Origin of the sequence: Leptobacterium meishanense (assembly GCF_037645805.1) — a bacterium.
Taxonomy (GTDB): Bacteria; Bacteroidota; Bacteroidia; order Flavobacteriales; family Flavobacteriaceae; genus Leptobacterium_A; species Leptobacterium_A meishanense.
In genome coordinates, this window is sequence record NZ_JBBEXE010000004.1 from 30,304 (window position 1) to 52,658 (window position 22,355).

Sequence of the window (22,355 nt, forward strand, 5' to 3'; positions counted from 1 at the left end):
TGATTATTTTAAAAATAATAAATAAAATCTATTATAATGTGTTAATGTTATTAAGATCTTCAAAGGCTTTTTTCAAACGTGTGCAGAACGTTTTCTCTCCTTCACGAAGCCACACTCTGGGATCATAATATTTTTTGTTGGGTTGATCTTCGCCATCAGGATTTCCAATTTGCGATTGCAAATAATTAGATTTTCCCTGGATGTAATCCCGAACACCTTCTAAAAAAGCATATTGAAGGTCGGTATCAATATTCATTTTGATAACACCATAACTAATAGCTTCCCGTATTTCTTCTAATGTAGATCCAGATCCTCCATGGAATACAAAATCAATGGGATTGGCTTCTGTACCATACTTTTCCTGAATATATTCCTGTGAATTTTTTAAGATTTTTGGGGTCAGTTTCACATTGCCGGGTTTGTATACACCATGTACATTTCCGAAGGCAGCAGCGATAGTAAATTGATCGCTTACTTTCTTTAACTCTTCATATGCATAGGCTACTTCCTCAGGTTGTGTATACAACTTAGAGCTGTCCACATCCGTATTATCTACACCATCTTCTTCACCTCCGGTAATACCGAGCTCTATTTCTAGGGTCATTCCCATTTTGCTCATCCTTGCTAGGTAGGTTTTACATATTTCAATGTTTTCTTCGATCGGCTCTTCAGAAAGATCAATCATATGTGAACTGTATAAAGGTTTTCCGGTAATAGCATAATGCGCTTCACTAGCATCGAGTATCCCATCAATCCATGGAAGGAGTTTTTTTGCACAGTGATCGGTATGGAGAATGACTGTAGCACCATATGCTTCGGCCAATTGATGTATGTGTTTAGCTCCGGCAATAGCTCCGGTAATGGCTGCTTGTTGGTTTTCATTGCTAAGTCCTTTTCCGGCATTAAAATGTGCCCCTCCGTTAGAGAATTGTATAATTACGGGAGCATTTAGCGAAGCAGCTGTTTCTAAAACACCATTGATACTACTGGACCCGATGACATTTACAGCTGGCAATGCAAACCCTTTTGCTTTGGCATAACCGAAAATTTCCTGTACTTCTTTACCAGTGGCAACGCCGGGTTTTATGTTGTGTTTCATAATTGGCTTAAATTAAATAACAGGGTACAAAAGTAGTAAATTTATACTGCTTAGAAAGGATAATTGATCCCTATGTTATATACAGCGTTTCCGAAGTTATATTCTCTAAACCACCTGCTTCCGTCAGGATTAGCGGGGTTATAGGTTTTAAAGCCTATATCGAGCCGTAAGATAAAAAAATTGAAGTCGTAACGAAGGCCAAAACCAGTTCCCAGGGCAATTTCTTTTAACGATGAAAAGCCTTCAAAAGTTGCACGCTCATCAGCTACATCGTCTAAGGCGTTCCAAATGTTTCCGGCATCTGCAAAGAAGGCTCCGTTGAGGCTTCCAAAAAGATTATACCGATATTCCAAGTTAAAGGCGAGTTTTAGGTTTGCTTCATTGAAATCATTAAAGTTACTGGTAGTTCCAGGGCCTAAGGAATAGGCTTCCCATGCACGGTTATCATTTGATCCACCACCAAAATAACTTTCAGAAAAAGGGATGTTGTCTGAATTTCCGTAAGGGATAGCAAATCCCAAAAAACTTCGAAAAGCCAATACTTGTTTTTGACCTACTGACCAGTGCTTCACATAGTCGAGTTCTGTTTTTACATACTGTGAATAGGGGACGCCAAAAATAAGCTCTTTGTCTTGTTTATTTTTTTTGAAATTAATAATGTTTGAGACTCCGGAGAGAAAATTTCCGGCAGCTTCTAACCGTATTCGAAATTGGGAAAAATCATTATCATCAAAACTCTGACGGTTGTTTTTGGTATGTGTAAAACTGGAAGCAAAGATTAAGTTGTTATCGGTAAGCCGTATTTTGCGTTCTTCAATACTTCTGACATCTCTAAATGCTTGAGAACCTTGTGAAATATCAGGTACATTATTGTTAAGTACATCTACAATAAATCGATCTGCTTCTAAAGGTATTTGTAGATTGTCCCCTGAAGGATAATTGACAGATTGTGCTATGGTATTTAGTTGATTATAGGTGTCCTCATATACATTGAAGAAGTTATCAATATTAACATTCCGGATAAATTCCAGATTGACCATTTCGAAGATGTTACGCTTTGTTTTACTAGGGTTCCATGTATATCGTAAGATGTTATTTAGGCTTTGTTTATCAAGGCCAATATTTTTCTGAACACTTGTACCGATAGAGATACGTGTTTCGGGGAACATGGATTTTGGAATAAACTTATCTGTATTGATAGGAAAGAAGATCCTCGGAAAGTTGAGGCGTACATCTGCTCCAATTTCAGAAATATTAAAAAACCTGTCATCTGCGTCATTGGCTTCTTTGGAAGAACCCAAGGTGCCTCTTGCAGCAATTTCGAGTGTTTCAGTTCCCCTGAATATATTTCTGCTTATTAGGGAAGTACTGAATGAAACACCAATGTCCTGAATGTTGGAATGCGATACATCTGTATTGAAAGCTAAAGAAAATCGAGGCCTGGGAGATAAATAGATATGAGCATTCAGCACATCAGCTGTATTCTTTTCATAGGAGTAATCAATGTTTGGATATTTAAATGTACGAAGGTTACTGACTTGCTGATTGGTAAGTGTGCGATCCGATTCCCTGTATATTTCACCGGGAATAATGGCCATTGCATCCGTTAACGCCTTAGGTTTATATCGTAGTTTTCCACTATAATGGATAGTATAGTTGTCATAATTAATCGTTTTTAAGGAATCTATTCCTTTTGAAAAATCATAATCGGCATAAATATGTACATTTTTAATTTTATGAACTTTGTATGCAATTTCTTTAAGGCTGTCGTTTATACGTTCTAAATAATTGTTGATCTGTACCTCTACGGGCATTTTAAAATCATTATTAGCAGCAATGGTATCTCTCTCAATATCAAAGACAATAGAAGTAGGCTGAAATTTATAAATTCCTGAATTAGAAAAAATAGTCGATAAGCGTTCTCGTTCCGCTTCGAAATTCAACAAGTTAAATTGTTGTCCTTTTTTAACTAATGAGACTTTTTTATTGAGTTCATAAATAGAATCAATATCTTTTGAAGCAATATTTTTCGTAATGGAATCCAGAAAGTAGGCATTTCCTGTTTGGATTTTATAATTTATTTCCGCCCTTTTTTCTTTTTGTGCTGTAGTATCTATTTCATAATTTGCCAAGCTATTGAAATAACCCTGACTGTCGTAATACAGTTTCAGCCGTTTAAGAGCTTTTTTTGTTTTATTGATGTCAATGATAACAGGTGCCTCCCCAGTATTTTTTATCCAATTATTAATGCCGGAGTAATAATTTTGTAATTCTGTGACTTGTTTTTCAGATAGTGATCTATTTAACCGTTTAAGCCTTTTTGGTTTTTTATGTAACCATGTTTGAAAGGTAGTATCAGGATACTCTTTGGCAAAATTATAAATATGTAATTTTACGGGAATACCAAACACAGTGGTGTTAGGTTGTTGGTATAAGAGGTTTTCTATATTAGGGGCTGTTTCTTTTTCATTGTTGACTAGGATGGTGTTTTTTACAAGCAATAGTTCACCATCATTTACTCTTTTTACAGCATTACATGATGCCAAAATAAGTATTAAAAAGAATACGGTTATTTTTGTGAAAAAATTTCTCAATCCGGACAGCAAACTTTATTGATTTTGAACCAAAAATACACTATTTGAATGGTTAGTAAAAACCAAATCAAGCTAATAACGAGCTTACATCAAAAAAAGTACCGAAATGTTCATGGGTTGTTTATGGCTGAAGGGGTTAAGGTAGTCAATGAATTATTGAGTTCAGGAATGAAAGTACACTCAATTTATGTTACTGAAGATCATTTGATTGATTTGGAAGCGGTTAAGCCAACCCTAATTTCTGAAAGGGACTTAAAAAAGATAAGTACACTGAAAACCCCAAATAAAGTAGTGGCTGTCTTTGAAATCCCTACACTAAAAAAAATACAGGAAGCAGGATTGATCTTAGTTTTAGACACAATAAGAGACCCAGGAAATTTAGGGACTATTATACGGCTTTGTGATTGGTTTGGAGTAAGGGATTTGGTGTGTAGCTACGAAACAGTTGATTGCTACAATCCTAAAGTTGTACAAGCCTCTATGGGATCTTTAGCTCGTATAAATGTGACCTATACTAAGTTAGAACAATTTCTGGACAGTACAGATTTATCCGTTTATGCAGCAGTAATGGACGGGGACAATGTATATGAAACATCCTTGCCAGCATCAGGGATATTGGTGATGGGCAATGAGGCAATTGGTATTTCGAAGACTGTTCTTGGACATGTGAAGAACCATATTGCAATTCCGAGGTATGGAGATTTACAACAAACAGAAAGCTTAAATGTAGCTACGGCAACAGCTATATTATTGAGTGAGTTCAGAAGGACAAGTACAATTATTCAAAAGTAAAGTTTATAAAAATACCCCTAGAGGCCATTTTATCAATATTACTTGTCCAGGGACTATTAGGATCAGCATCAGGAACTAGTTCATCGTTAATGGCAAAAACACCTCTTATAGAAGGAGAGAACTTAAAATAGAAAAGATAGAAATCAATCCCGAAACCTACCTCATAATAATAGGTAGTGCTTTTCATCCTAAATGTGCCATTACTATTATCATCAGGACTTTTTTCACCACTTCCAAGATTGATGGAAGTAGATACGCCGCCTACCACGTAGGGTTTAAAATTCCGGTAGCGTTTGGCACTAGCTTTAATGAGCAATGGAACATGAATGTAAGTTGACTTTACTTCTCGAAGAAAGTCATCACCTTGTGTAAACCCGGGAAAGCCTAAATTTCTTTGTGTATAATATAATCCGGGCTCTAACCGGAGGTTAAAGTAGTCATTAATCCTAAGATCACCTATTAAGCCTACATTAAACCCTATACTCTTAGAAACTAAAACATCTCCTAAGTTTTCTTTATAATTAAATTTAAAATCATATTGGTTAAATCCCAAAAAGTAACCCCAGTGAACACGTTGCTTATCAAAATTTTCCAGATTAATGATAGGGTCTCTTTTAAATTGGGCTTTTAAAGGAAGAACAATCAAGAAAATCACTAAGAGGAAAAAACATTTTTTCATTTGATAGAATTTCATGTAATTATTTCGTGGCGGTATAGATAGTAGCGACTCCAAATGTTTGAGGATAATGTTTCACATTAATAAACCCTATTTTCCTTAAAATATTGTTGAAGTTTTTTCCATGAGGGAAAGCAGCAGCAGATTCAGATAAATAAGCATAAGCGGATCGGTCTTTTGAAAATAATTTTCCAATGGAAGGCATTATTTTTTTTGTGTATATATTATACCCTTGTCTAAAAGGTGCTTTAGTGGGAACAGAGGTTTCCAGTACTACAAAAACACCTCCCGGTTTTAATACCCGATATATTTCTTTGAGGCCTACCTCTAAATTTTCAAAATTCCTAACACCAAAAGCAACAGTAACGGCATCAAATGAATGGTCATCAAAATGAAGCTTTTCACCATCGCCTAGAACCATTTTAATGGTGCCGGAAAGTTTTTTCCTGATTATTTTTTGTTTTCCAATCTCAAGCATTCCGGGGGAAATGTCCAAACCTATAATTTCTTTAGCGCCTGTTTTAGAAAGGTTAATAGCTAGGTCACCTGTTCCGGTTGCAATATCCAATATTCGGTTAGGGTGATGCTTCTTTACAATATTCACGACCTTTCTTCGCCACCTGATATCAGTTCCAAAGGAAATTACTCGGTTCAACCCGTCATAATTCCCGGAAATAGTATCGAACATTTGGGTAACCTGTTCTTTTTTACCCAAAGAAGAATCTTTATATGGAGTAACTTTTTTTGCCATTAAAAAATTGTTGGAGCAAAGATACTATAATGGTGTTTATGGCAATCATCTATTTTATAATTAAGGAGAAACTGGGGGTGAATTTAATTTTCCCGTATATTTGCAGTGCATATAGCGCTTAATTTTCATGAAAATAATAATTGCAGGTGCTGGTGAGGTAGGTTTCCATTTAGCTAAACTCCTTTCGTATGAATCTCAGGAAATCACACTCATCGATACTAATAAGGAAAGCCTCGCTTACGCAGATACACATCTGGATATCAAAGTATTAAAAGGAAATGCTACATCTATAAGTATATTGAAAGAAGCGAAAGTTGCCAACGCAGACCTTGTAATTGGTGTTACTTCTTCCGAAACGACTAATATTACCCTTTGTGTACTGGCCAAACAGTTGGGCTGTAAACGTACTATTGCCCGCATTTCCAATACAGAGTTTATCGAAAATAAAGATAAAATACGGTTTTCTGAGCTGGGGATTGATGAATTGATTTCTCCTGAAGAATTGGCTGCGGAAGAAATTCAATTGCTGTTAGACCAATCTGCATTTAATGACAGTTATGAATTTGAAGAAGGTGCCCTTATTATGGTAGGGACGTATTTACAGCGTACAGCACCATTTGTTGGGAAATCTGTAAAAGAAGCAGCAAAAATTTTTCCTGAACTACATTTTGTCCCGATAGCTATTCAACGCTTTGGAACGCAATACACACTGATTCCTAGAGGAGATACGATCTTTAAGGAAGGTGACCAAGCATATTTTGTCACTTCCAAAGAGGGTGTGGATGAACTGTACAAGCTTACAGGAAAGACAAAAGAAGAGATCAAAAACGTAATGATTCTTGGTGGAAGCAAGATAGGCTATAAAGCTTCCAGAGATTTGTGCGGTAATAAGTTCAAAGTAAAGCTTATTGAAAAAGACAAAAACAAGGCTTTTGACCTGGCAGATGAACTTCCTGATGCACTGGTCATTAATGGCGATGGACGTAACGTTGAGTTAATGGAGGAGGAAAATATCAATGAAATGGATGCCTTTATAGCGGTTACCGGAAATTCAGAAACCAATATTATGTCATGCTTGGTGGCCAAATCCAAGAATGTAAAAAAAACGATTGCATTGGTGGAGAATATGGATTATTTTCAGCTTTCTCACTCCATAGGTATCGATACTTTGATCAATAAAAAACTACTTGCTGCCAATAATATTTTCCGTTATGTCCGTAAAGGTGAGGTAGTAGCATTGACCCGGTTGAACAACCTGAATGCAGAAATCTTGGAATTTATTGTGAAGCCTTCTTCCGAAGTTACCGGAAAACTCATAAGAGATATTGACTTTCCCCGCTCTGCTATTATTGGTGGGGTGATACGTAATGGAGAAGGACTGATCGCTTTGGGTGATTTTGAAATAAGATCGGGAGATAGGGTCGTAGTCTGCAGTTTACCAAGGTCCATTGCTAAAGTAGAAAAACTATTCCTCTAATTGATGACAAGGCTCAATTCTAAAATTATTTTTCACATCATGGGACTGTTGCTCCTTTTTAACGGGGGCTTCATGTTGATGGCAGCTTTGGTTAGTGGAATATATAATGATGGTGTCACCCTTGATATTTCATTAGCAGGTATTGTTACTGTTTTATCGGGAACTCTTTTGATGTATATTACTCGAGGCCACAAAAGAGAAGTAAAAAAGAAAGAAGGCTATATCATTGTTACTTTCGGATGGATATTTATGTCATTTTCCGGAATGTTGCCCTACATTTTTTCGGAAGCAATTCCGAGTGTGACCAATGCTTTTTTTGAAACAATGTCCGGTTATACCACCACAGGGGCCTCCATACTAAACGACATAGAAATTTTACCGGAAGGAATTTTATTTTGGCGCAGTACTACCCATTGGATTGGCGGTATGGGAATTATTGTATTGGCCATTGCTATTTTACCATTGCTTGGCATAGGAGGGATGCAGTTATTTGCTGCAGAAGCCCCCGGCCCAAGTGCTGATAAACTCCACCCTCGGATTACGGATACTGCTAAACGTTTATGGCTCATTTATTTCGGATATACAATAGCAGAAACTATTTTATTGAAAATAGCGGGCATGTCTTTTTTTGATGCCATCAACCATTCTATGTCGACACTTTCTACCGGAGGATTCTCTACCAAGAATGCGAGTTTAGCATACTGGAATGACAAGCCCATTATCCAATATATAGTGATGTTATTTATGTTTTTAGCGGGAACCAATTTTATCTTGAGTTATTTTGCTTTTAAAGGAAAAGTTCAAAAAATCATTAAAGATGATGAGTTCCGGTTTTACAGAAGGGCCATTTTTATCTTTGCTATTATAGCCGCTGTGGTGGTCTATTTTCAAGCGAATGTTTCTATTTCTGAGTACCATCCAATGGTATGGGGTGCCGGTGAAAGTGCCTTTAGGCATTCCTTGTTTCAAGTCTTGGCTGTTGTGACAACAACAGGTTTTGTAACAGCAGATTATACTGCGTGGACTGCTTTTTTAACAGTGTTCTTTTTTGGGTTGATGTTTATGGGGGGGTCGGCAGGATCAACTGCCGGTGGTGTAAAAGTAGTAAGGCATATGTTGATGATAAAGAATGGGTTGTTAGAATTCAAACGAACGTTACATCCCAATGCTGTTATCCCTGTTCGCTATAATAACAGATCGGTTACCCAGGAAATCATTTATAACATTCTTGCCTTTTTTATTTTGTATATGCTATTATTTATCATAGGGGCATTGGTATTTGGTTTTATGGGACTGGATTTTGAATCGGCCATAGGCACGGCAGCATCATCCTTAGGAAATGTAGGGCCGGCATTTGGTGATATGGGGCCTTTAAATAATTATGCGTCGTTACCAACTTTAGGCAAATGGTGGAGCACTTTTTTAATGTTGCTAGGAAGGCTAGAGCTCTTTACCGTACTTATTGTGATAACACCTTATTTCTGGAAGAAAATATAATAAAAACTAAGCTAATGCTTCTTTAATCCGCTTTATTGCCTCACGGAGTTCTTTCTCTGATGCAGCATAGGAAATTCGGATGCAGTTTGGGTTGCCGAATGCTTCTCCGGTAACGGTGGCCACATTGGCTTCTTCCAATAAATAGATTGCAAAATCAGAAGCATTGTTAATTTTTTTACCACGCAGGGTCTTCCCAAAGAAATAAGAAATATCAGGGAATACATAAAAAGCACCTTCCGGTACATTTACCTTAAAACCTTCTATTTTTCCTAAAAGCTCCAGTACAATATCACGTCGTTTATGAAACTCGTCAATCATATGCTGTATCTTGCTTTTAGGGGCTTCCAATGCTGCAATGGTAGCACGCTGTGCAATGGCATTGGCCCCGCTGGTAATCTGTCCCTGTATTTTATTACAAGCCCTGGCAATCCATTCGGGTGCACCGATATAACCAATACGCCATCCGGTCATAGCAAAAGCTTTGGAAACACCATTTACGGTGATTGTCCGATCATACATGCCATCTATGGAGGCAATACTTGCGTGGCCGGAATCCGTAAAGTTGATATGCTCATAGATCTCATCAGAAACCACATAAATATTCGGATATTTTCTCAATACGGCAGCAAGCCCTTCCAATTCTTCTTTGCTATAAAAAGAACCGCTGGGGTTGCAAGGCGAGCTATACCAAAGCATTTTAGTTTTAGGGGTGATGGCAGCTTCCAATTGCTCAGGGGTCATTTTAAAATCGGTTTCAATAGAAGTCGAGACTTCTACCGGAATACCTTCAGCAATTTTTACAATATCAGAATAACTGACCCAATAAGGAGCGGGTAAAATAACCTCATCTCCCGGGTTGAGCATAACCATAGCTACATTGGCCAGCGATTGTTTGGCACCCGTAGAAACTACAATTTGGCTCGGCTTATATGTTAAGTTATTATCACGATTAAACTTGTGAATAATAGCTTGTTTTAGATCTGCATAACCATCTACCGGAGGGTAACTACTATAGTTATCATGAATGGCCTGTATAGCAGCTTCCTTAATAAATTCAGGGATATTAAAATCAGGTTCCCCAAGGCTTAATCCTATAATGTCTTTTCCTTCCGCACGTAATTCCCTTGCTTTAGCAGCCATAGCCAAAGTAGCTGAAGTGGACATTTTTTCAATCCGGTCAGATAGTTGGTTCATCTTTGGTAACAATTAATTTTTTATGATAATTGATAAGAAGGCTTTTGTCCCAATTCCTTCAAATGCTTAAAGTGCGAAATTATGGCTTTTCTGGTAGATTTATACTCGTTGTATGGTAAATTAAACTCTTTTGCAGTTTGTTTAACAATTTCGGCAATTTTTGTGTAATGAACATGACTGATATTTGGAAAAATGTGATGCTCTACCTGATGGTTTAATCCACCTGTAAACCAGTTAACAATTTTGTTTTTAGTAGAGAAGTTTGCTGTTGTGAACAATTGATGGATCGCCCAGGTATTTTTCATAGTTCCAGTTTCATCAGGCATGACTATTTCTACATCTTCCACAACATGTGCCAATTGAAAAACAATACTTAAAATAAGCCCTGCTGTATAATGCATTACAAAAAAGCCGATCAATATTTTCCACCAGGCAATGTTTAGAATTAACATGGGAAGTACAATCCATACAGCTACATATATGAACTTACTTATAAGAAGTACACTCCACTCTTTTGTTGGGTTCGGAAATTTACCATACGACAGTTTTCTCTTTAGGTACCGTCGCATTTGTTTAAAATCAGAAGTAATAGCCCAGTTAATAGTTAACAACCCATATAAGAAAACAGAATAATAATGTTGAAATTTATGGAACCGTTTCCATTTGGCATGTTCAGAAAATCGCATAATGCTTCCTGTCTCCAGATCTTCATCATGTCCATGGATATTGGTATAGGTATGGTGCAGCACATTATGTTGTACTTTCCAGTTATACACATTTCCGGATAAAATATAGATACTGGCGCCCATCAACCTGTTTATCCATTCACGAGAAGAATATGAGCCATGGTTGCCATCGTGCATAACATTCATGCCGACTCCTGCCATGCCAATTCCAATGATAACTGTAAGTAATAATTGTACCCATTGGTTCATATCAATCGTCAGGATCAGAAAATAAGGAGTTAAAAACAGGCTGAACATAACAAATGTCTTCACATATAGTTTCCAATTACCTGACCGCTTTATGTTATGTTCTTTAAAATAACTATTTACCCTTTTGTTTAGGGTTTGAAAAAATTGGGTAGTATCTTTTCTTGAAAATCGAATGGTATTTGACATGAATGCTTCTCTTTTTCTATAAAATAAAACAATAATTTCCCAAAAATACACTTTCTTTATAGAACACAACCCGTATTACGTATTAAAAAAATGATAAAAAATGTACTTTTGTTTTATTCTTTAAGTATAACTGATGGAGCAGCTACTTTATTATTTTCCTGACCTTACTTTTGAGCAAAAAATACAATTTGAACAACTGGAGGGCTTATATCGCGAATGGAATACCAAGATCAATGTGATTTCCCGAAAAGATATTGATGCACTCTATGAACGACATGTGCTCCATTCGCTGGGAATTGCTAAGGTACAGCCCTTTCTCCCTAAAACAGAGATTCTTGATGTAGGTACCGGGGGTGGTTTTCCGGGGATTCCCCTTGCAATTCTTTTTCCTGAAGCTTACTTTTACCTAACTGACGCAATTGCAAAAAAAATAAAAGTAGTAGATGAAGTTGTTTCAGCATTAGGCTTAAAAAATGTAAGAACGGCTCATATACGTGCAGAGAAAGTAAAAGAAGAATTTGATTTTATTGTAAGCAGGGCGGTGACGAATATGCCTGATTTTGTAACATGGGTTCGAAAAAAGGTAAAAAAAACATCAAGACATGAACTCAAAAACGGGATTTTATATTTGAAAGGGGGCGATTTAGAGGAAGAGTTGAAACAATTTAGGAATGTACAGCAATTTCCATTGACTACATTTTTTAAAGAACCATTTTTCGAGACTAAAAAAGTAGTGCACTTGCCTTTAAAATATAAACCAACTCGCTGAATAGGTCCGGATTTTGTCATCATGTGCACAACAAACTTCCGTATATTTGCAGCAATCTTTTGAAGTATGCCTATGTTTTTATTCATTAGCGGAGCAGAAATATTCTTCATCCTTTTTATAGTAGTGATGGTGTTTGGTGCGGATAAGATTCCTGAAATTGCACGGGGATTAGGTAAGGGAATGCGGCAACTTCGCAATGCCACTAATGAGATAAAACATGAAATTCAAAAAAGTGCCGAAAATCAAGGAATTGACACGAGTGTTACGAAAGAGATAAATGAAGAGATCAGCAAAGTAAAAAAAGACATTGATGATTTCACAGGCTCCGTAAAACGTAAACTCTAATGTTTGACAAGTTTTTACAATATGATAGGGAGTTGCTCATTTACCTTAACTGTTTTGGTATAGAAGGCCATGATCCTTTTTGGCTATTGATTACACATACAACTACGTGGATTCCCCTTTTTGTAGTGTTTCTTTTAGTTGTTTTAAAATATTACGCCAAAAGAGACGCACTTATTGTATCTCTTACAGTTATTGGTGCATTAGTAGTTACCTTGCTTTTTACGGAATTTATGAAAGAATACATAGCAAGAGTCCGGCCTAACAACGACATGGCAATAAACCCTTTTATCAGGGTATTAAAAATGCCGGTGAACTATAGCTTTTTTTCCGGACATGCTTCCAATTCTTTTGCGGTAACGGTAACAATTGTATTATTTTTGAGAAAACACCTAAAACTCAGCTACCTCTTTTTTATATGGCCTGTTCTGTTTTGCTGGAGTAGGATAATTATAGGGGTACACTACCCTTCAGATATTCTTGTAGGTGCTTTGGTTGGGAGTTTGATAGGAGTAATATCCTATTGGATGGCTAAATATATTTTATAGTACTCTTGATAATGTTAACCCATCCCTAATAGGCAGTAACACAGTTTCAATACGAGGGTCGTTTTTCAACTTTTTATTATAAGCCACCAAAGCTACTGCACTTTTATCGTTTTCATCTATAGGGTTTTCTATAACTTTTCCGCTCCAAAGCACATTGTCAGAAAGAATAATTCCTCCCGGGGTCATCCTATCAATAACTAAATCAAAATAAGCACTGTAATTTGGTTTATCCGCATCAATAAATACCATATCAAAATGCATATCCAATGTGGGAATAATATCCAATGCATCTCCTACATGCTGAACGATTTGCTTTCCGTAACCACTACGGTCAAAATACGCTCTTTGAAAATCAAACAATTCCTCATTGATATCAATTGTGTACAGTTGTCCATCTTTTGCCAGCCCTTCTGCCATACAAATAGCAGAATAACCAGTGTAAGTCCCTATTTCCAAGATATTATTCGGTCGGACTATTTTAGAGAACAAACTTAGGATACGTCCTTGCAGATGGCCGCTCAACATCCTTGGATGAATGACTTTTAGATGTGTTTCCCGCGAGAGCTCTTTCAACAATTCCGGCTCATCTTGTGAATGTTCCGCTACATATTTTTCAATAACTTCCGATAAAAAATGCATACCTGTGTTTTATACAAAACTACTTATTTTTTGATTGTGTATTTTTGGTAAAAATTTTAAATCATGCAGTTTGAAAACACACTTGAATTTTCCCAAAAGTTAGATGGACAAGATAAACTGAAGAAGTATCGAGATGGATTTCATTTTCCAAAAGTAAATGGCAAACAAGTTATCTATTTCACCGGAAATTCATTGGGACTGCAACCCAAGCGTACCCAAAAATATATAGATGAGGTAATGGCCGATTGGAAAACCTTGGCAGTAGAAGGCCATTTCTATGCAGACAAACCTTGGTGGGATTATCATGAACGGATGGCAAAACCTCTAGCAACAATTGTAGGTGCTAAACCGGAAGAAATTACGGTAATGAATACGCTCACGGTCAATTTACATTTACTGATGGTGTCTTTTTACCGACCTACAAAACAACGATTTAAAATTCTATGTGAAGAAAAAGCCTTTCCTTCCGATCAATACATGTTGGCAAGCCAGGCACGTTTTCATGGGTTTGACCCTAAAGAAGTCATCGTAGAAGTTAAAAAACGAGAAGGCGAACATTTTTGGCGTACTGAAGATATTCTCGTAAAGATTAAAGAGGTTGGCAATGAACTGGCATTGGTGCTCATAGGAGGGGTCAATTATTACAATGGGCAAGTGTTTAATATGAAAACCATTACTGAAGCAGGTCATAAAGTGGGCGCTATGGTAGGATGGGACTTGGCACATGCCACTGGAAATATCGCACTGAAATTGCATGATTGGAACGTAGATTTTGCAGCTTGGTGCAGTTACAAATATATGAATAGTGGTCCGGGAAACGCCTCGGGCGTGTTTATTAACGAAAAACACTTAAAAAAAACCGATATTTCCCGTTTTGAAGGCTGGTGGGGTACCAAAAAAGAAACCCGCTTTTTAATGCAACCGGAGTTTGATGCTATGGAGACTGCCGATGCATGGCAATTGAGCAATCCTCCTGTGTTGGCATTAGCTCCCTACTTAGCTTCTCTTGAGATATTTGAAGAAGCAGGAATGGAAAACCTGATAGAAAAAAGTAAGCTTCTCACGGCATATTTAGAGTTTGTATTGCATGAAATAGACAAACAAGTAGCTTCATCTTTTGAAATCATCACCCCTAAAGAAAGAGGGTGCCAGTTATCAGTTTTTTTGCATGGTGAAGGCCGTTCATTGTTTGATTACTTGATGAAAAAGGGTGTGATTACTGATTGGCGTGAGCCCAATGTTATCCGCTTAGCACCGGTACCTTTGTATTGTTCCTTTGAAGACATGTACCGTTTTGGTCAGATCTTAAAGGAAGGAATAATTGATAATTAATGCAAGTATTTTAAAGTTGATTGATTATCATTGGCACTTCCATTAATAGTACCTTGGCTTGTGAAACTGCTTTTAATTGAAGTTTGTCTATACCATAGACACCCATACCATCCCGTCTGGATAAACTTTCCTCATTGGCTAAAATAGCTCCTTCTATCATGAATAGATATACACCATTCTCAACACTTTTAAGTGTGTACTCCAACTCTTTATCCACATCCATTTCTGTTATGTAAAACCATGCATCTTGGTTGATAGTAACCCCATCGTCATCACTGTTCGGGGAAACAATCTGTTGTAATTTGTTATGCCGGTCTTCTAATTTCATAGAAATTTGGTCATATCGGGGAGGTACATTTCTTTCTTTTGGGAGGATCCATATTTGTAAAAACCGCACTTCTTTATCCCTGTTCCGGTTAAATTCACTATGAATAATACCGGTCCCTGCAGTCATAGACTGTATATCACCTTCACGAATTACACTTTCGTTGCCCATACTGTCCTTGTGTTCCAAATCTCCATACAATGGAATGGATATGATCTCCATATTATCATGTGGATGCTTCCGAAAACCCATGCCGGGAGCTACTACATCATCATTTAAAACACGGAGTACCCCAAAATTCATTCGATCCGGATTATGATGCCCTCCAAAACTAAATGTATGATGGCTATTTAACCATCCATGATTAGCTTTTCCTCTTGTGTTCGCTTTGTGAATGCTAGTTTTCATAGTTCTTTTTTGTGAATTATGGAATAATGACCCCTATAAAATTAAGAAATTATAAAATGAACAGTCTCTTTGTTACTATCAAAGTAAAAATCTATAAATTTTGGGTTTTAATAAATTGTAAATGAGAATATTACAATTGGTAGTGTCCAACCCGCGATACCTAGTCTCAGCAGTTGTGTTTTTGATCATGAACATCCTTTTCGGTACATGGGCCATTTATATTCCTTCTATAAAAAAATAAGCTTGATCTTGATGAAGACCAGATAGGTTTGGCCGTTTTTTTTATGGTGAGGGAGGGCAACGGCTTTTGGTGGTGTTTTTATAATTGTCATATTTTTAATACCCTTTGTTGCAACATCCTATTTTTCAATTATCAAGTTTTCTGCATATCTAATAGCAGATACAATCAGGTTCTTTCGATTTCTAGCTTCTTTTTTATAATTGTCAAGGGTTTTTCTATTTAATTTCCTTCCCTTTATAAAAACAGTTTTAGGGTTCTGTAATGCGGATAAGTCTATTAACGGATTGTTATCTATTAAAATTAGATTTGCAATTTTCCCAACCTCAACGGTTCCTATTCCACCCATGCTTGAATGAGTTTTTGAAGCATTTACCGTTGCTGTTTTCAATACTTCATAATTGGAAAGCCCAGCTTTTTTGTAAAATAGAAGTTCTTGATGAATTGAAAAACCAGGAATAGTTATGCCTATTCCGGCATCTGTACCGCAGATTATATTTATGCCAGCATCATTAAGATTTTTAATTATTTTTAGATGAAAATCGTGCTGACTCATTATATTCTTAACAATTAAAGAGTCATTTATTTTTGTATTATGCCACCTATCAAATTCAGCTTTACTATCAACTTTTTTAATTAAAGGGTTCATAAATTGAAGTTGCTCTGATGCTAAAATATTATCATCAATAAGCATTTGATATATGTTGTTGTAGACGGTTAAAGTTGGGCAAAAAGAACTATGTTTAGAATTTGCAAAACCATCAATTACTTCTTTTAATTTTAGTGTATCTAGTTTATAGTTTAAAGGTTGTTGTACAATATCCTCAGCATGTTCTATAGATTTTATTTGTGAGTTAAAATGATATGAGTATGGTACATTTTGTGAAGGGTGCGCAACAATATCCATATCAGAGGCTTTTGTTTGTTCAATAATAGCCTCAAATAGGTCTTCCGTTAGCCCATAATAGGTTTTAATAAAATCATACCCTCTATTCTTATAAGAAATTACTTTTTCTTTAGCTTCATCTTGACTTACTAATTGCAAATTATCGTCTCCTATAAATTCCGGACCTGTAAGTTTAGGCCCTGTAGTAAAAAACATAGGAGCTATAATTTTATCATTTTTTATATCTTTTTTGAGCCTTAAATGCATTGGCATGCCCCATAAATTTCTAACAGCCGTTACGCCATTAGAAAGGTATAGGCCAAGTTCATACTTATCCCATACATGAACATGCATATCTATAAGCCCTGGAGTTAAATATTTATTTTTTGCATCAATAATTTCGATATCATTAATTTCAATGTTGTTTGCAATATTTTGAATCATGCCGTCTTTGATGTGTACCATTTTGTTAGCCAAAATAGTATCTTGATTCATTGGGACAATATTGACATTAGTAATTAAATATGTATTAGGCTCATTCGTAACATTTAAGTAGCTAGTTCCATGAGCATCTATTCTCAGTATAATTAGAATTGCAACAAACAGAAATCCAATAACAAGTAGAATGATTTTGAGTATACGGATTAATAATTTCATTATGGTTTCAATTACCCTTAATTATAATTTACAAATCTATATTATTTTCAATAGAAATGACAGAAACGATTAATTCAAGAGAAAGACATACATCCTTTCGAAGGAATACAATGACTGAGAAATCTCTCCATGATATACTTATTTGATAGCTTTCTCACACTTATTCCGTTTACGCAGAATTCAGTTTGAAATGAGCGAAGAGATATCATTTCACCTCCACCGAAAGCTCCGTAAAATATAATTTCCAGTTGCCCGTATCCCGATTCCGTACGGTAGCTATCTTAATACCGTTCAAATCTTTATACCCTTCCCAAGTAGTAGTTAAAGAAGGCTCTGGCGTGTTTCCTTTTCGGTAGGTCCACTCTTGTATAAGATAGTCATCACCAAAATAGAAATCATAGGCATCGCCCGGCGTATAGCCCCCCTCATTTCCATACACAATAGTCAGTTTTTGCAGTTCTTTCATGCTAATAGGCGCAGTGGCTTTTTCCGAGTGTTCATATGTAAAACCTTTGTCCCAAATAAGGTTAAAAGGCGAAAGGAGCCAATACTTGTCATTAATAAACCCCTTGTCAGCAACCATTGAAAGGCTATCTACACGGTGTCGATTATAGATTACAGTATCGTTTTTATGCCGGTACTCAACATCGTTCGTTTTTGGGTGCCACACCCAACTTCGTTCAAAGTGTGTGCTGTCCCTGTCCACATTAAATGTAAAATGAATTTCTGTCACCTTTTTCCAATGATCAAAACCGTGAGCATGGGCAACTTTTTCGAGAATAGATTGTTCTTTTTCGGTTTCAGCATTTTTTTTATTTTCAGTTTTACAACCAAAAAACAAAGAGGCCAAGAAGATCAAAAAGAAGGTATTTTTCATATTCTGGTATTTGTTACCTGTAAAAATACAATATAAAGTTATATGATATAGAACTTGCTAATAATCAGCTATTTAAAAAAATAGTCTTTTTATCATCTTTTGGTAAAATAAACAGTACTTTTGCACGCTTAAAATGAAGGACAGATGGAAACCATAAAAAACATAGCCATTATTGCACACGTTGACCACGGAAAAACAACGTTAGTAGACAAGATATTGCACCATTGCGAGCTGTTCAGGGACAACCAGGAAACAGGCGAGCTTATCTTAGACAATAATGACCTAGAACGTGAGCGAGGCATTACTATTCTGTCCAAAAATGTTTCCGTGCGCTATAAAGATACCAAGATCAATATCATAGACACGCCCGGTCACGCCGATTTTGGTGGGGAAGTAGAGCGTGTACTCAATATGGCCGACGGTGTGCTGTTGTTGGTAGATGCTTTTGAAGGCCCTATGCCGCAAACCCGTTTTGTGTTGCAGAAAGCGATTTCTTTAAAACTGAAGCCCATTGTGGTCATCAATAAAGTAGATAAAGAAAACTGTACACCGGAAGAAGTACATGAGGCAGTTTTTGACTTGATGTTTGAATTGGGAGCTGAAGAATGGCAGCTGGATTTTCCGGTAGTCTATGGCTCGGCCAAACAAAACTGGATGTCGGAAGACTGGCAGGACAAGACCGGTTCGATAGAACCCCTACTAGATACGGTCGTAAAATACATTCCATCACCAAAAATAGCGGAGGGCAACACCCAAATGCTCATCACCTCTTTGGATTACTCATCCTATACCGGCCGAATTGCTATTGGCCGCCTGCAACGGGGAACTCTCACGGAAAACATGAATATTTCATTGGTAAAACGAGACGGGAGTATTGTGAAATCTAAAATAAAAGAGCTGCATGTTTTTGATGGTTTAGGGAGAAAGAAGGTTTCCGGAGTACAGCCAGGCGATATATGTGCAATTGCCGGATTGGATGGTTTTGATATTGGTGATACTATTGCCGATTTTGAAAGCCCGGAAGGTTTGCCAACCATTGCAATTGATGAACCAACCATGAGCATGCTTTTCACGATCAACGATTCTCCGTTTTTTGGAAAAGAAGGCAAATATGTAACGTCTCGACATATCAAAGAACGTCTGGAAAAAGAAACAGAAAAAAACCTAGCCCTTCGTGTAGAGCCTACCAATAGCTCTGATAAATTCATGGTATTCGGGCGTGGGGTACTGCATTTGAGTGTATTGATAGAGACCATGCGCAGAGAAGGCTACGAACTCCAAATAGGGCAACCACAGGTAATTATAAAAGAAATTGATGGTGTGAAATGTGAGCCGATTGAAGAACTGACGATTGATCTACCTGAAAACTTGAGTGGCCGTGCAGTAGATATGGCCACAATTCGAAAAGGGGAATTGTTAAGTATGGAACCCAAAGGGGAGCGGATGCTCATTAAGTTTTTAATCCCTTCTAGGGGGATTATCGGGTTGCGGAACCAGTTGCTTACAGCTACCGCCGGGGAAGCCATTATGAACCATCGTTTTTTAGAGTTTCAACCGTATAAAGGAGATATTGCTGGACGTATTTCGGGATCACTTATTTCTATGGAAAAAGGTACAGCAATTCCTTATTCCTTAGACAAGTTGCAAGACCGAGGCAAGTTTTTTATAGATCCGGGGGAAGAAGTTTATACCGGGCAAGTTATTGGCGAAAACACGCGTGGGGATGATATGGTGGTCAATGTAACGAAAACAAAGAAGTTGACGAATGTACGTGCAGCCGGATCGGATGATAAGGTAAAACTGGCACCGGCAATTAAATTTTCATTAGAAGAAGCACTAGAATACATCCAAAAAGATGAATATGTAGAGGTAACACCTCAATCGTTACGTTTACGAAAGATATTTTTAGATGAGAATGAACGGAAACGTAATAAATAGTATTTTATTCGATACAGGGAATTTCTTTAACAGCAGTAACTTTTATAGTGAGCCCGTCGGGTGTTCCGTCATCACTTACTAATTCCCCTCTGATTTCCCAACATCTTGTATCCATACCTGCATCCGGGTCGTTTATAACATCCTTAATAAAGGTTCTAAACTCGCTCAAATTTTTCCATGCACCATGATTATTGCCAATTACAGGGCGGTTTTGATCTTCTCTATAACCTACTACAGTACCTCCAATAGAAGTGTTTCCGATAGCTACCTCAGTAGTTGGGCTGGTTATATCCCCCGATTCGGCACATAAAATTCCCCAATCTGCTTTTGTGCCTCCCCAGGCAATATCATTGCTGTCAATTTTGCCCCTGAGGGTAACACCATATAATGTTGCTGAAGCTCCTACCTCAACAGAGACATTGTCCGGTCTTGTATATCCTAACTGAATTACCCATTGCATGCATTCTTGTTTGCCATCAGGGCAGCTTTTCTTAGGCTCCGTATAGACCCTGAAACCATCATTACATGCCGCGGCCCATAGCCATGCTTCATCACATAAGGTGTTAATTACTTTTATGGGTGGGCCAACAATATCACATTTATCGCCACAACGAATGATGATATCCCATATCCCTCTTGCCACTTTTATTCCATAGCCATTTTTTACATAAAGCTCTCTGTCTTTAATACTCCAGCTACCTTTTTTAGCTGGCACATATACCGATTCTATATCATCTATATGAAAATGAATCACAGGTTCAAAAGAAGTTCCGTCTGCCCGTTCAGTACTGTAGGTTTCTAGGAAAGATGCATTGTTTCGGAACCAAACAGTTTTAATTATGTTATCCCCAACTTTTATATGGTTCCGTTTTTTAAAATCTTCAATAATACGATCTCTTTTATTCTGGAAACCAGCCTGATCAGCTACTTTGAATACTTGAAAGTTAATACTATCTATGATCGATATTCCAGCAGCATGGTCTACTACTTTTGCTGCCCATTTGTCTATATTGTTCTTATCAACGTTAGCAATAAATTGGCTATTTACAGTAACCCCTTTTAATCCTGTTTTATGGATGTAATGTGTTAATGTGCCGGGAATATATTTTGGCTTATTGTTTTTACAGCTTGTGAGAATTAGTAATATACTAATAGCACATAATAGCTGGTATTGGATATGAATAGGCCTCATAAGTTATATAGTCAGTCGTATTCTCCTATTAGCACAATGGTAGCTTTTCCTTTGTCCTGTTTTTCTAATTGCAATTTAGCAAGTGTAAACTCTTTCTGTACATCTTTGTAACCCGTAACCGAGGCCACAAACCGGATGTTAATAGTTTCATCCGGTTTGGGAAGAAGGTATTTCTTATCTATTACATACTTTAGTGGAGATTCCAGCCCACCGCTGAGACCCCCAATACGCTCATCATTTACGTAGATAGCAACCTGTGCGCCCATTTCAACCTCAATTTCAACCTCAAGGTTCTCGATGTAGTTGATTAATTCATCTTTTTTGTTGGCGTACATGGTCTCGTAAACAGATAAAATGGTCTTGGTGATCTCATCTTTCTGGCCCTCGGTGGGCGAAGAAGCAATAAGATCTCGTACCTTCTGGTACTCGGTATAATTTTTAACAATATCGTTATAAAAAGTTTGGTCAGAAGTAGAAGGGTCTATAACTGTGGAAGTTTGTACGATTCGACATTGTGCAGCCGTAATGGCTCTTAGTCGGTCGCTAAATTCGCTAATCAAAGATATTTTTTCAAAATTAGCTTGAAGCGAAGCTTCCTGTCCGGCATATTTTACCATGGCATCAATATTTACTTTTACTCCAGTATTAAAGTTTTCACAGGATTCAGGGACATCCAATGTTATTTTTTGCACCGGATCAGAATTTTTGATAATGAATTCCTTTTTGGTAAACGCTACTTTTTTCGGGCATGCCTGTATAAGCAGTATTAAAGGAAGTAGTAGCAAATAGTGTTTTTTCATGTTTGATGGGTGCATACTTTATGTCGTTGTAAACTTATAAAAGAGTTAGAATAAAACGCTGTGGTTTTTCCGCATATTATTTATGTTTTTGTGCGTTTAAAATTGAAGAATAGTAATATTTAATATAGAAAAAATTCTATGTTCATTTCTTGTAAATCATATTTTACAATATTGTAAAAGGTTGAACAGGCAGTATAAAATGA

At 36.9% G+C, this 22,355-nt stretch carries 20 protein-coding genes; 8 read left to right on the top strand and 12 right to left on the bottom strand.

Annotated elements, in window-relative coordinates; translation table 11 throughout:
- Positions 1 to 31 precede the first annotated feature (31 nt).
- Together fbaA and tamL are read right to left on the bottom strand one after the other, a co-directional pair.
- On the bottom strand, positions 32 to 1,099 hold the full coding sequence (gene fbaA, locus WBG21_RS05395) for a class II fructose-bisphosphate aldolase (RefSeq protein ID WP_340075590.1): 1,068 nt from the start codon (positions 1,097 to 1,099) through the stop codon (positions 32 to 34).
- Positions 1,100 to 1,149: 50 nt separating this feature from the next.
- Positions 1,150 to 3,693 carry a translocation and assembly module lipoprotein TamL gene (gene tamL / locus WBG21_RS05400; RefSeq protein ID WP_340075592.1) on the bottom strand — a complete coding sequence of 848 codons (2,544 nt, stop codon included), beginning with the start codon at positions 3,691 to 3,693 and terminating at the stop codon, positions 1,150 to 1,152.
- A 48-nt stretch (positions 3,694 to 3,741) separates the two neighbouring features.
- Here tamL and WBG21_RS05405 point away from each other — a divergent pair, with 48 nt between their 5' ends.
- A complete protein-coding gene (locus tag WBG21_RS05405; RefSeq protein WP_340075594.1) occupies positions 3,742 to 4,485 on the top strand; it encodes a TrmH family RNA methyltransferase in 744 nt (247 codons plus the stop codon).
- Here WBG21_RS05405 and porT read toward each other — a convergent pair.
- Together porT and ubiE are read right to left on the bottom strand one after the other, a co-directional pair.
- Positions 4,472 to 5,164, bottom strand: coding sequence for a type IX secretion/gliding motility protein PorT/SprT (porT, locus tag WBG21_RS05410; RefSeq protein WP_340075596.1), 693 nt, complete (start codon positions 5,162 to 5,164; stop codon positions 4,472 to 4,474). The two genes, WBG21_RS05405 and porT, sit on opposite strands and share 14 nt — an antisense overlap.
- A gap of 19 nt (positions 5,165 to 5,183) precedes the next feature.
- Positions 5,184 to 5,912 (bottom strand): bifunctional demethylmenaquinone methyltransferase/2-methoxy-6-polyprenyl-1,4-benzoquinol methylase UbiE, encoded by a 729-nt coding sequence (ubiE, locus tag WBG21_RS05415; protein WP_340075598.1) that lies wholly within the window; start codon positions 5,910 to 5,912, stop codon positions 5,184 to 5,186.
- Between the two features lie 127 nt (positions 5,913 to 6,039).
- Between ubiE and trkA the strand changes: the two genes are divergently transcribed.
- Entirely contained in the window at positions 6,040 to 7,389 is a 1,350-nt protein-coding gene (gene trkA, locus WBG21_RS05420) for a Trk system potassium transporter TrkA (RefSeq protein ID WP_340075600.1), read from the top strand.
- A gap of 39 nt (positions 7,390 to 7,428) precedes the next feature.
- Positions 7,429 to 8,886, top strand: coding sequence for a TrkH family potassium uptake protein (locus WBG21_RS05425; RefSeq protein ID WP_340075602.1), 1,458 nt, complete (start codon positions 7,429 to 7,431; stop codon positions 8,884 to 8,886).
- Positions 8,887 to 8,892: 6 nt separating this feature from the next.
- Here WBG21_RS05425 and WBG21_RS05430 read toward each other — a convergent pair whose 3' ends face one another.
- Positions 8,893 to 10,080, bottom strand: a complete 1,188-nt coding sequence (locus WBG21_RS05430; protein ID WP_340075604.1) for a pyridoxal phosphate-dependent aminotransferase — start codon at positions 10,078 to 10,080, stop codon at positions 8,893 to 8,895.
- Between the two features lie 20 nt (positions 10,081 to 10,100).
- Positions 10,101 to 11,201: a fatty acid desaturase family protein gene (locus tag WBG21_RS05435; protein ID WP_340075606.1), complete on the bottom strand. Its 1,101-nt coding sequence runs from the start codon at positions 11,199 to 11,201 to the stop codon at positions 10,101 to 10,103.
- Positions 11,202 to 11,334: 133 nt separating this feature from the next.
- On the opposite strand from WBG21_RS05435, the gene rsmG reads away from it, so the two are divergent.
- The 3 genes from rsmG to WBG21_RS05450 all read left to right on the top strand — a co-directional run bounded on the left by rsmG (position 11,335) and on the right by WBG21_RS05450 (position 12,860).
- Positions 11,335 to 11,970 carry a 16S rRNA (guanine(527)-N(7))-methyltransferase RsmG gene (gene rsmG, locus WBG21_RS05440; RefSeq protein ID WP_340075608.1) on the top strand — a complete coding sequence of 212 codons (636 nt, stop codon included), beginning with the start codon at positions 11,335 to 11,337 and terminating at the stop codon, positions 11,968 to 11,970.
- A 72-nt stretch (positions 11,971 to 12,042) separates the two neighbouring features.
- On the top strand, positions 12,043 to 12,315 hold the full coding sequence (locus WBG21_RS05445; RefSeq protein WP_340075747.1) for a Sec-independent protein translocase subunit TatA/TatB: 273 nt from the start codon (positions 12,043 to 12,045) through the stop codon (positions 12,313 to 12,315).
- Positions 12,315 to 12,860, top strand: coding sequence for a phosphatase PAP2 family protein (locus WBG21_RS05450; RefSeq protein WP_340075610.1), 546 nt, complete (start codon positions 12,315 to 12,317; stop codon positions 12,858 to 12,860). The genes WBG21_RS05445 and WBG21_RS05450 overlap by 1 nt, the downstream gene beginning before the upstream one ends.
- Here the strand turns inward: WBG21_RS05450 and WBG21_RS05455 are convergent.
- A complete protein-coding gene (locus WBG21_RS05455; RefSeq protein WP_340075612.1) occupies positions 12,855 to 13,499 on the bottom strand; it encodes an O-methyltransferase in 645 nt (214 codons plus the stop codon). The two genes, WBG21_RS05450 and WBG21_RS05455, sit on opposite strands and share 6 nt — an antisense overlap.
- A gap of 63 nt (positions 13,500 to 13,562) precedes the next feature.
- Between WBG21_RS05455 and kynU the strand changes: the two genes are divergently transcribed.
- Positions 13,563 to 14,831, top strand: a complete 1,269-nt coding sequence (kynU, locus tag WBG21_RS05460; protein WP_340075614.1) for a kynureninase — start codon at positions 13,563 to 13,565, stop codon at positions 14,829 to 14,831.
- Between the two features lie 10 nt (positions 14,832 to 14,841).
- On the opposite strand, the gene WBG21_RS05465 is transcribed toward kynU, so the two are convergent.
- The 3 genes from WBG21_RS05465 to WBG21_RS05475 all read right to left on the bottom strand — a co-directional run bounded on the left by WBG21_RS05465 (position 14,842) and on the right by WBG21_RS05475 (position 18,222).
- On the bottom strand, positions 14,842 to 15,564 hold the full coding sequence (locus tag WBG21_RS05465) for a pirin family protein (RefSeq protein WP_340075616.1): 723 nt from the start codon (positions 15,562 to 15,564) through the stop codon (positions 14,842 to 14,844).
- A 359-nt stretch (positions 15,565 to 15,923) separates the two neighbouring features.
- Positions 15,924 to 17,345, bottom strand: coding sequence for an amidohydrolase family protein (locus tag WBG21_RS05470; RefSeq protein ID WP_340075618.1), 1,422 nt, complete (start codon positions 17,343 to 17,345; stop codon positions 15,924 to 15,926).
- 205 nt (positions 17,346 to 17,550) lie between these two features.
- A complete protein-coding gene (locus tag WBG21_RS05475) occupies positions 17,551 to 18,222 on the bottom strand; it encodes a hypothetical protein (protein WP_340075620.1) in 672 nt (223 codons plus the stop codon).
- A gap of 144 nt (positions 18,223 to 18,366) precedes the next feature.
- On the opposite strand from WBG21_RS05475, the gene typA reads away from it, so the two are divergent.
- Positions 18,367 to 20,160 carry a translational GTPase TypA gene (gene typA, locus WBG21_RS05480; RefSeq protein ID WP_340075621.1) on the top strand — a complete coding sequence of 598 codons (1,794 nt, stop codon included), beginning with the start codon at positions 18,367 to 18,369 and terminating at the stop codon, positions 20,158 to 20,160.
- A 4-nt stretch (positions 20,161 to 20,164) separates the two neighbouring features.
- Here the strand turns inward: typA and WBG21_RS05485 are convergent, their stop codons facing one another.
- On the bottom strand, positions 20,165 to 21,352 hold the full coding sequence (locus WBG21_RS05485; RefSeq protein ID WP_340075623.1) for a hypothetical protein: 1,188 nt from the start codon (positions 21,350 to 21,352) through the stop codon (positions 20,165 to 20,167).
- An 11-nt stretch (positions 21,353 to 21,363) separates the two neighbouring features.
- A complete protein-coding gene (locus WBG21_RS05490) occupies positions 21,364 to 22,152 on the bottom strand; it encodes a hypothetical protein (protein ID WP_340075625.1) in 789 nt (262 codons plus the stop codon).
- Between the last annotated feature and the right edge of the window lie 203 nt (positions 22,153 to 22,355).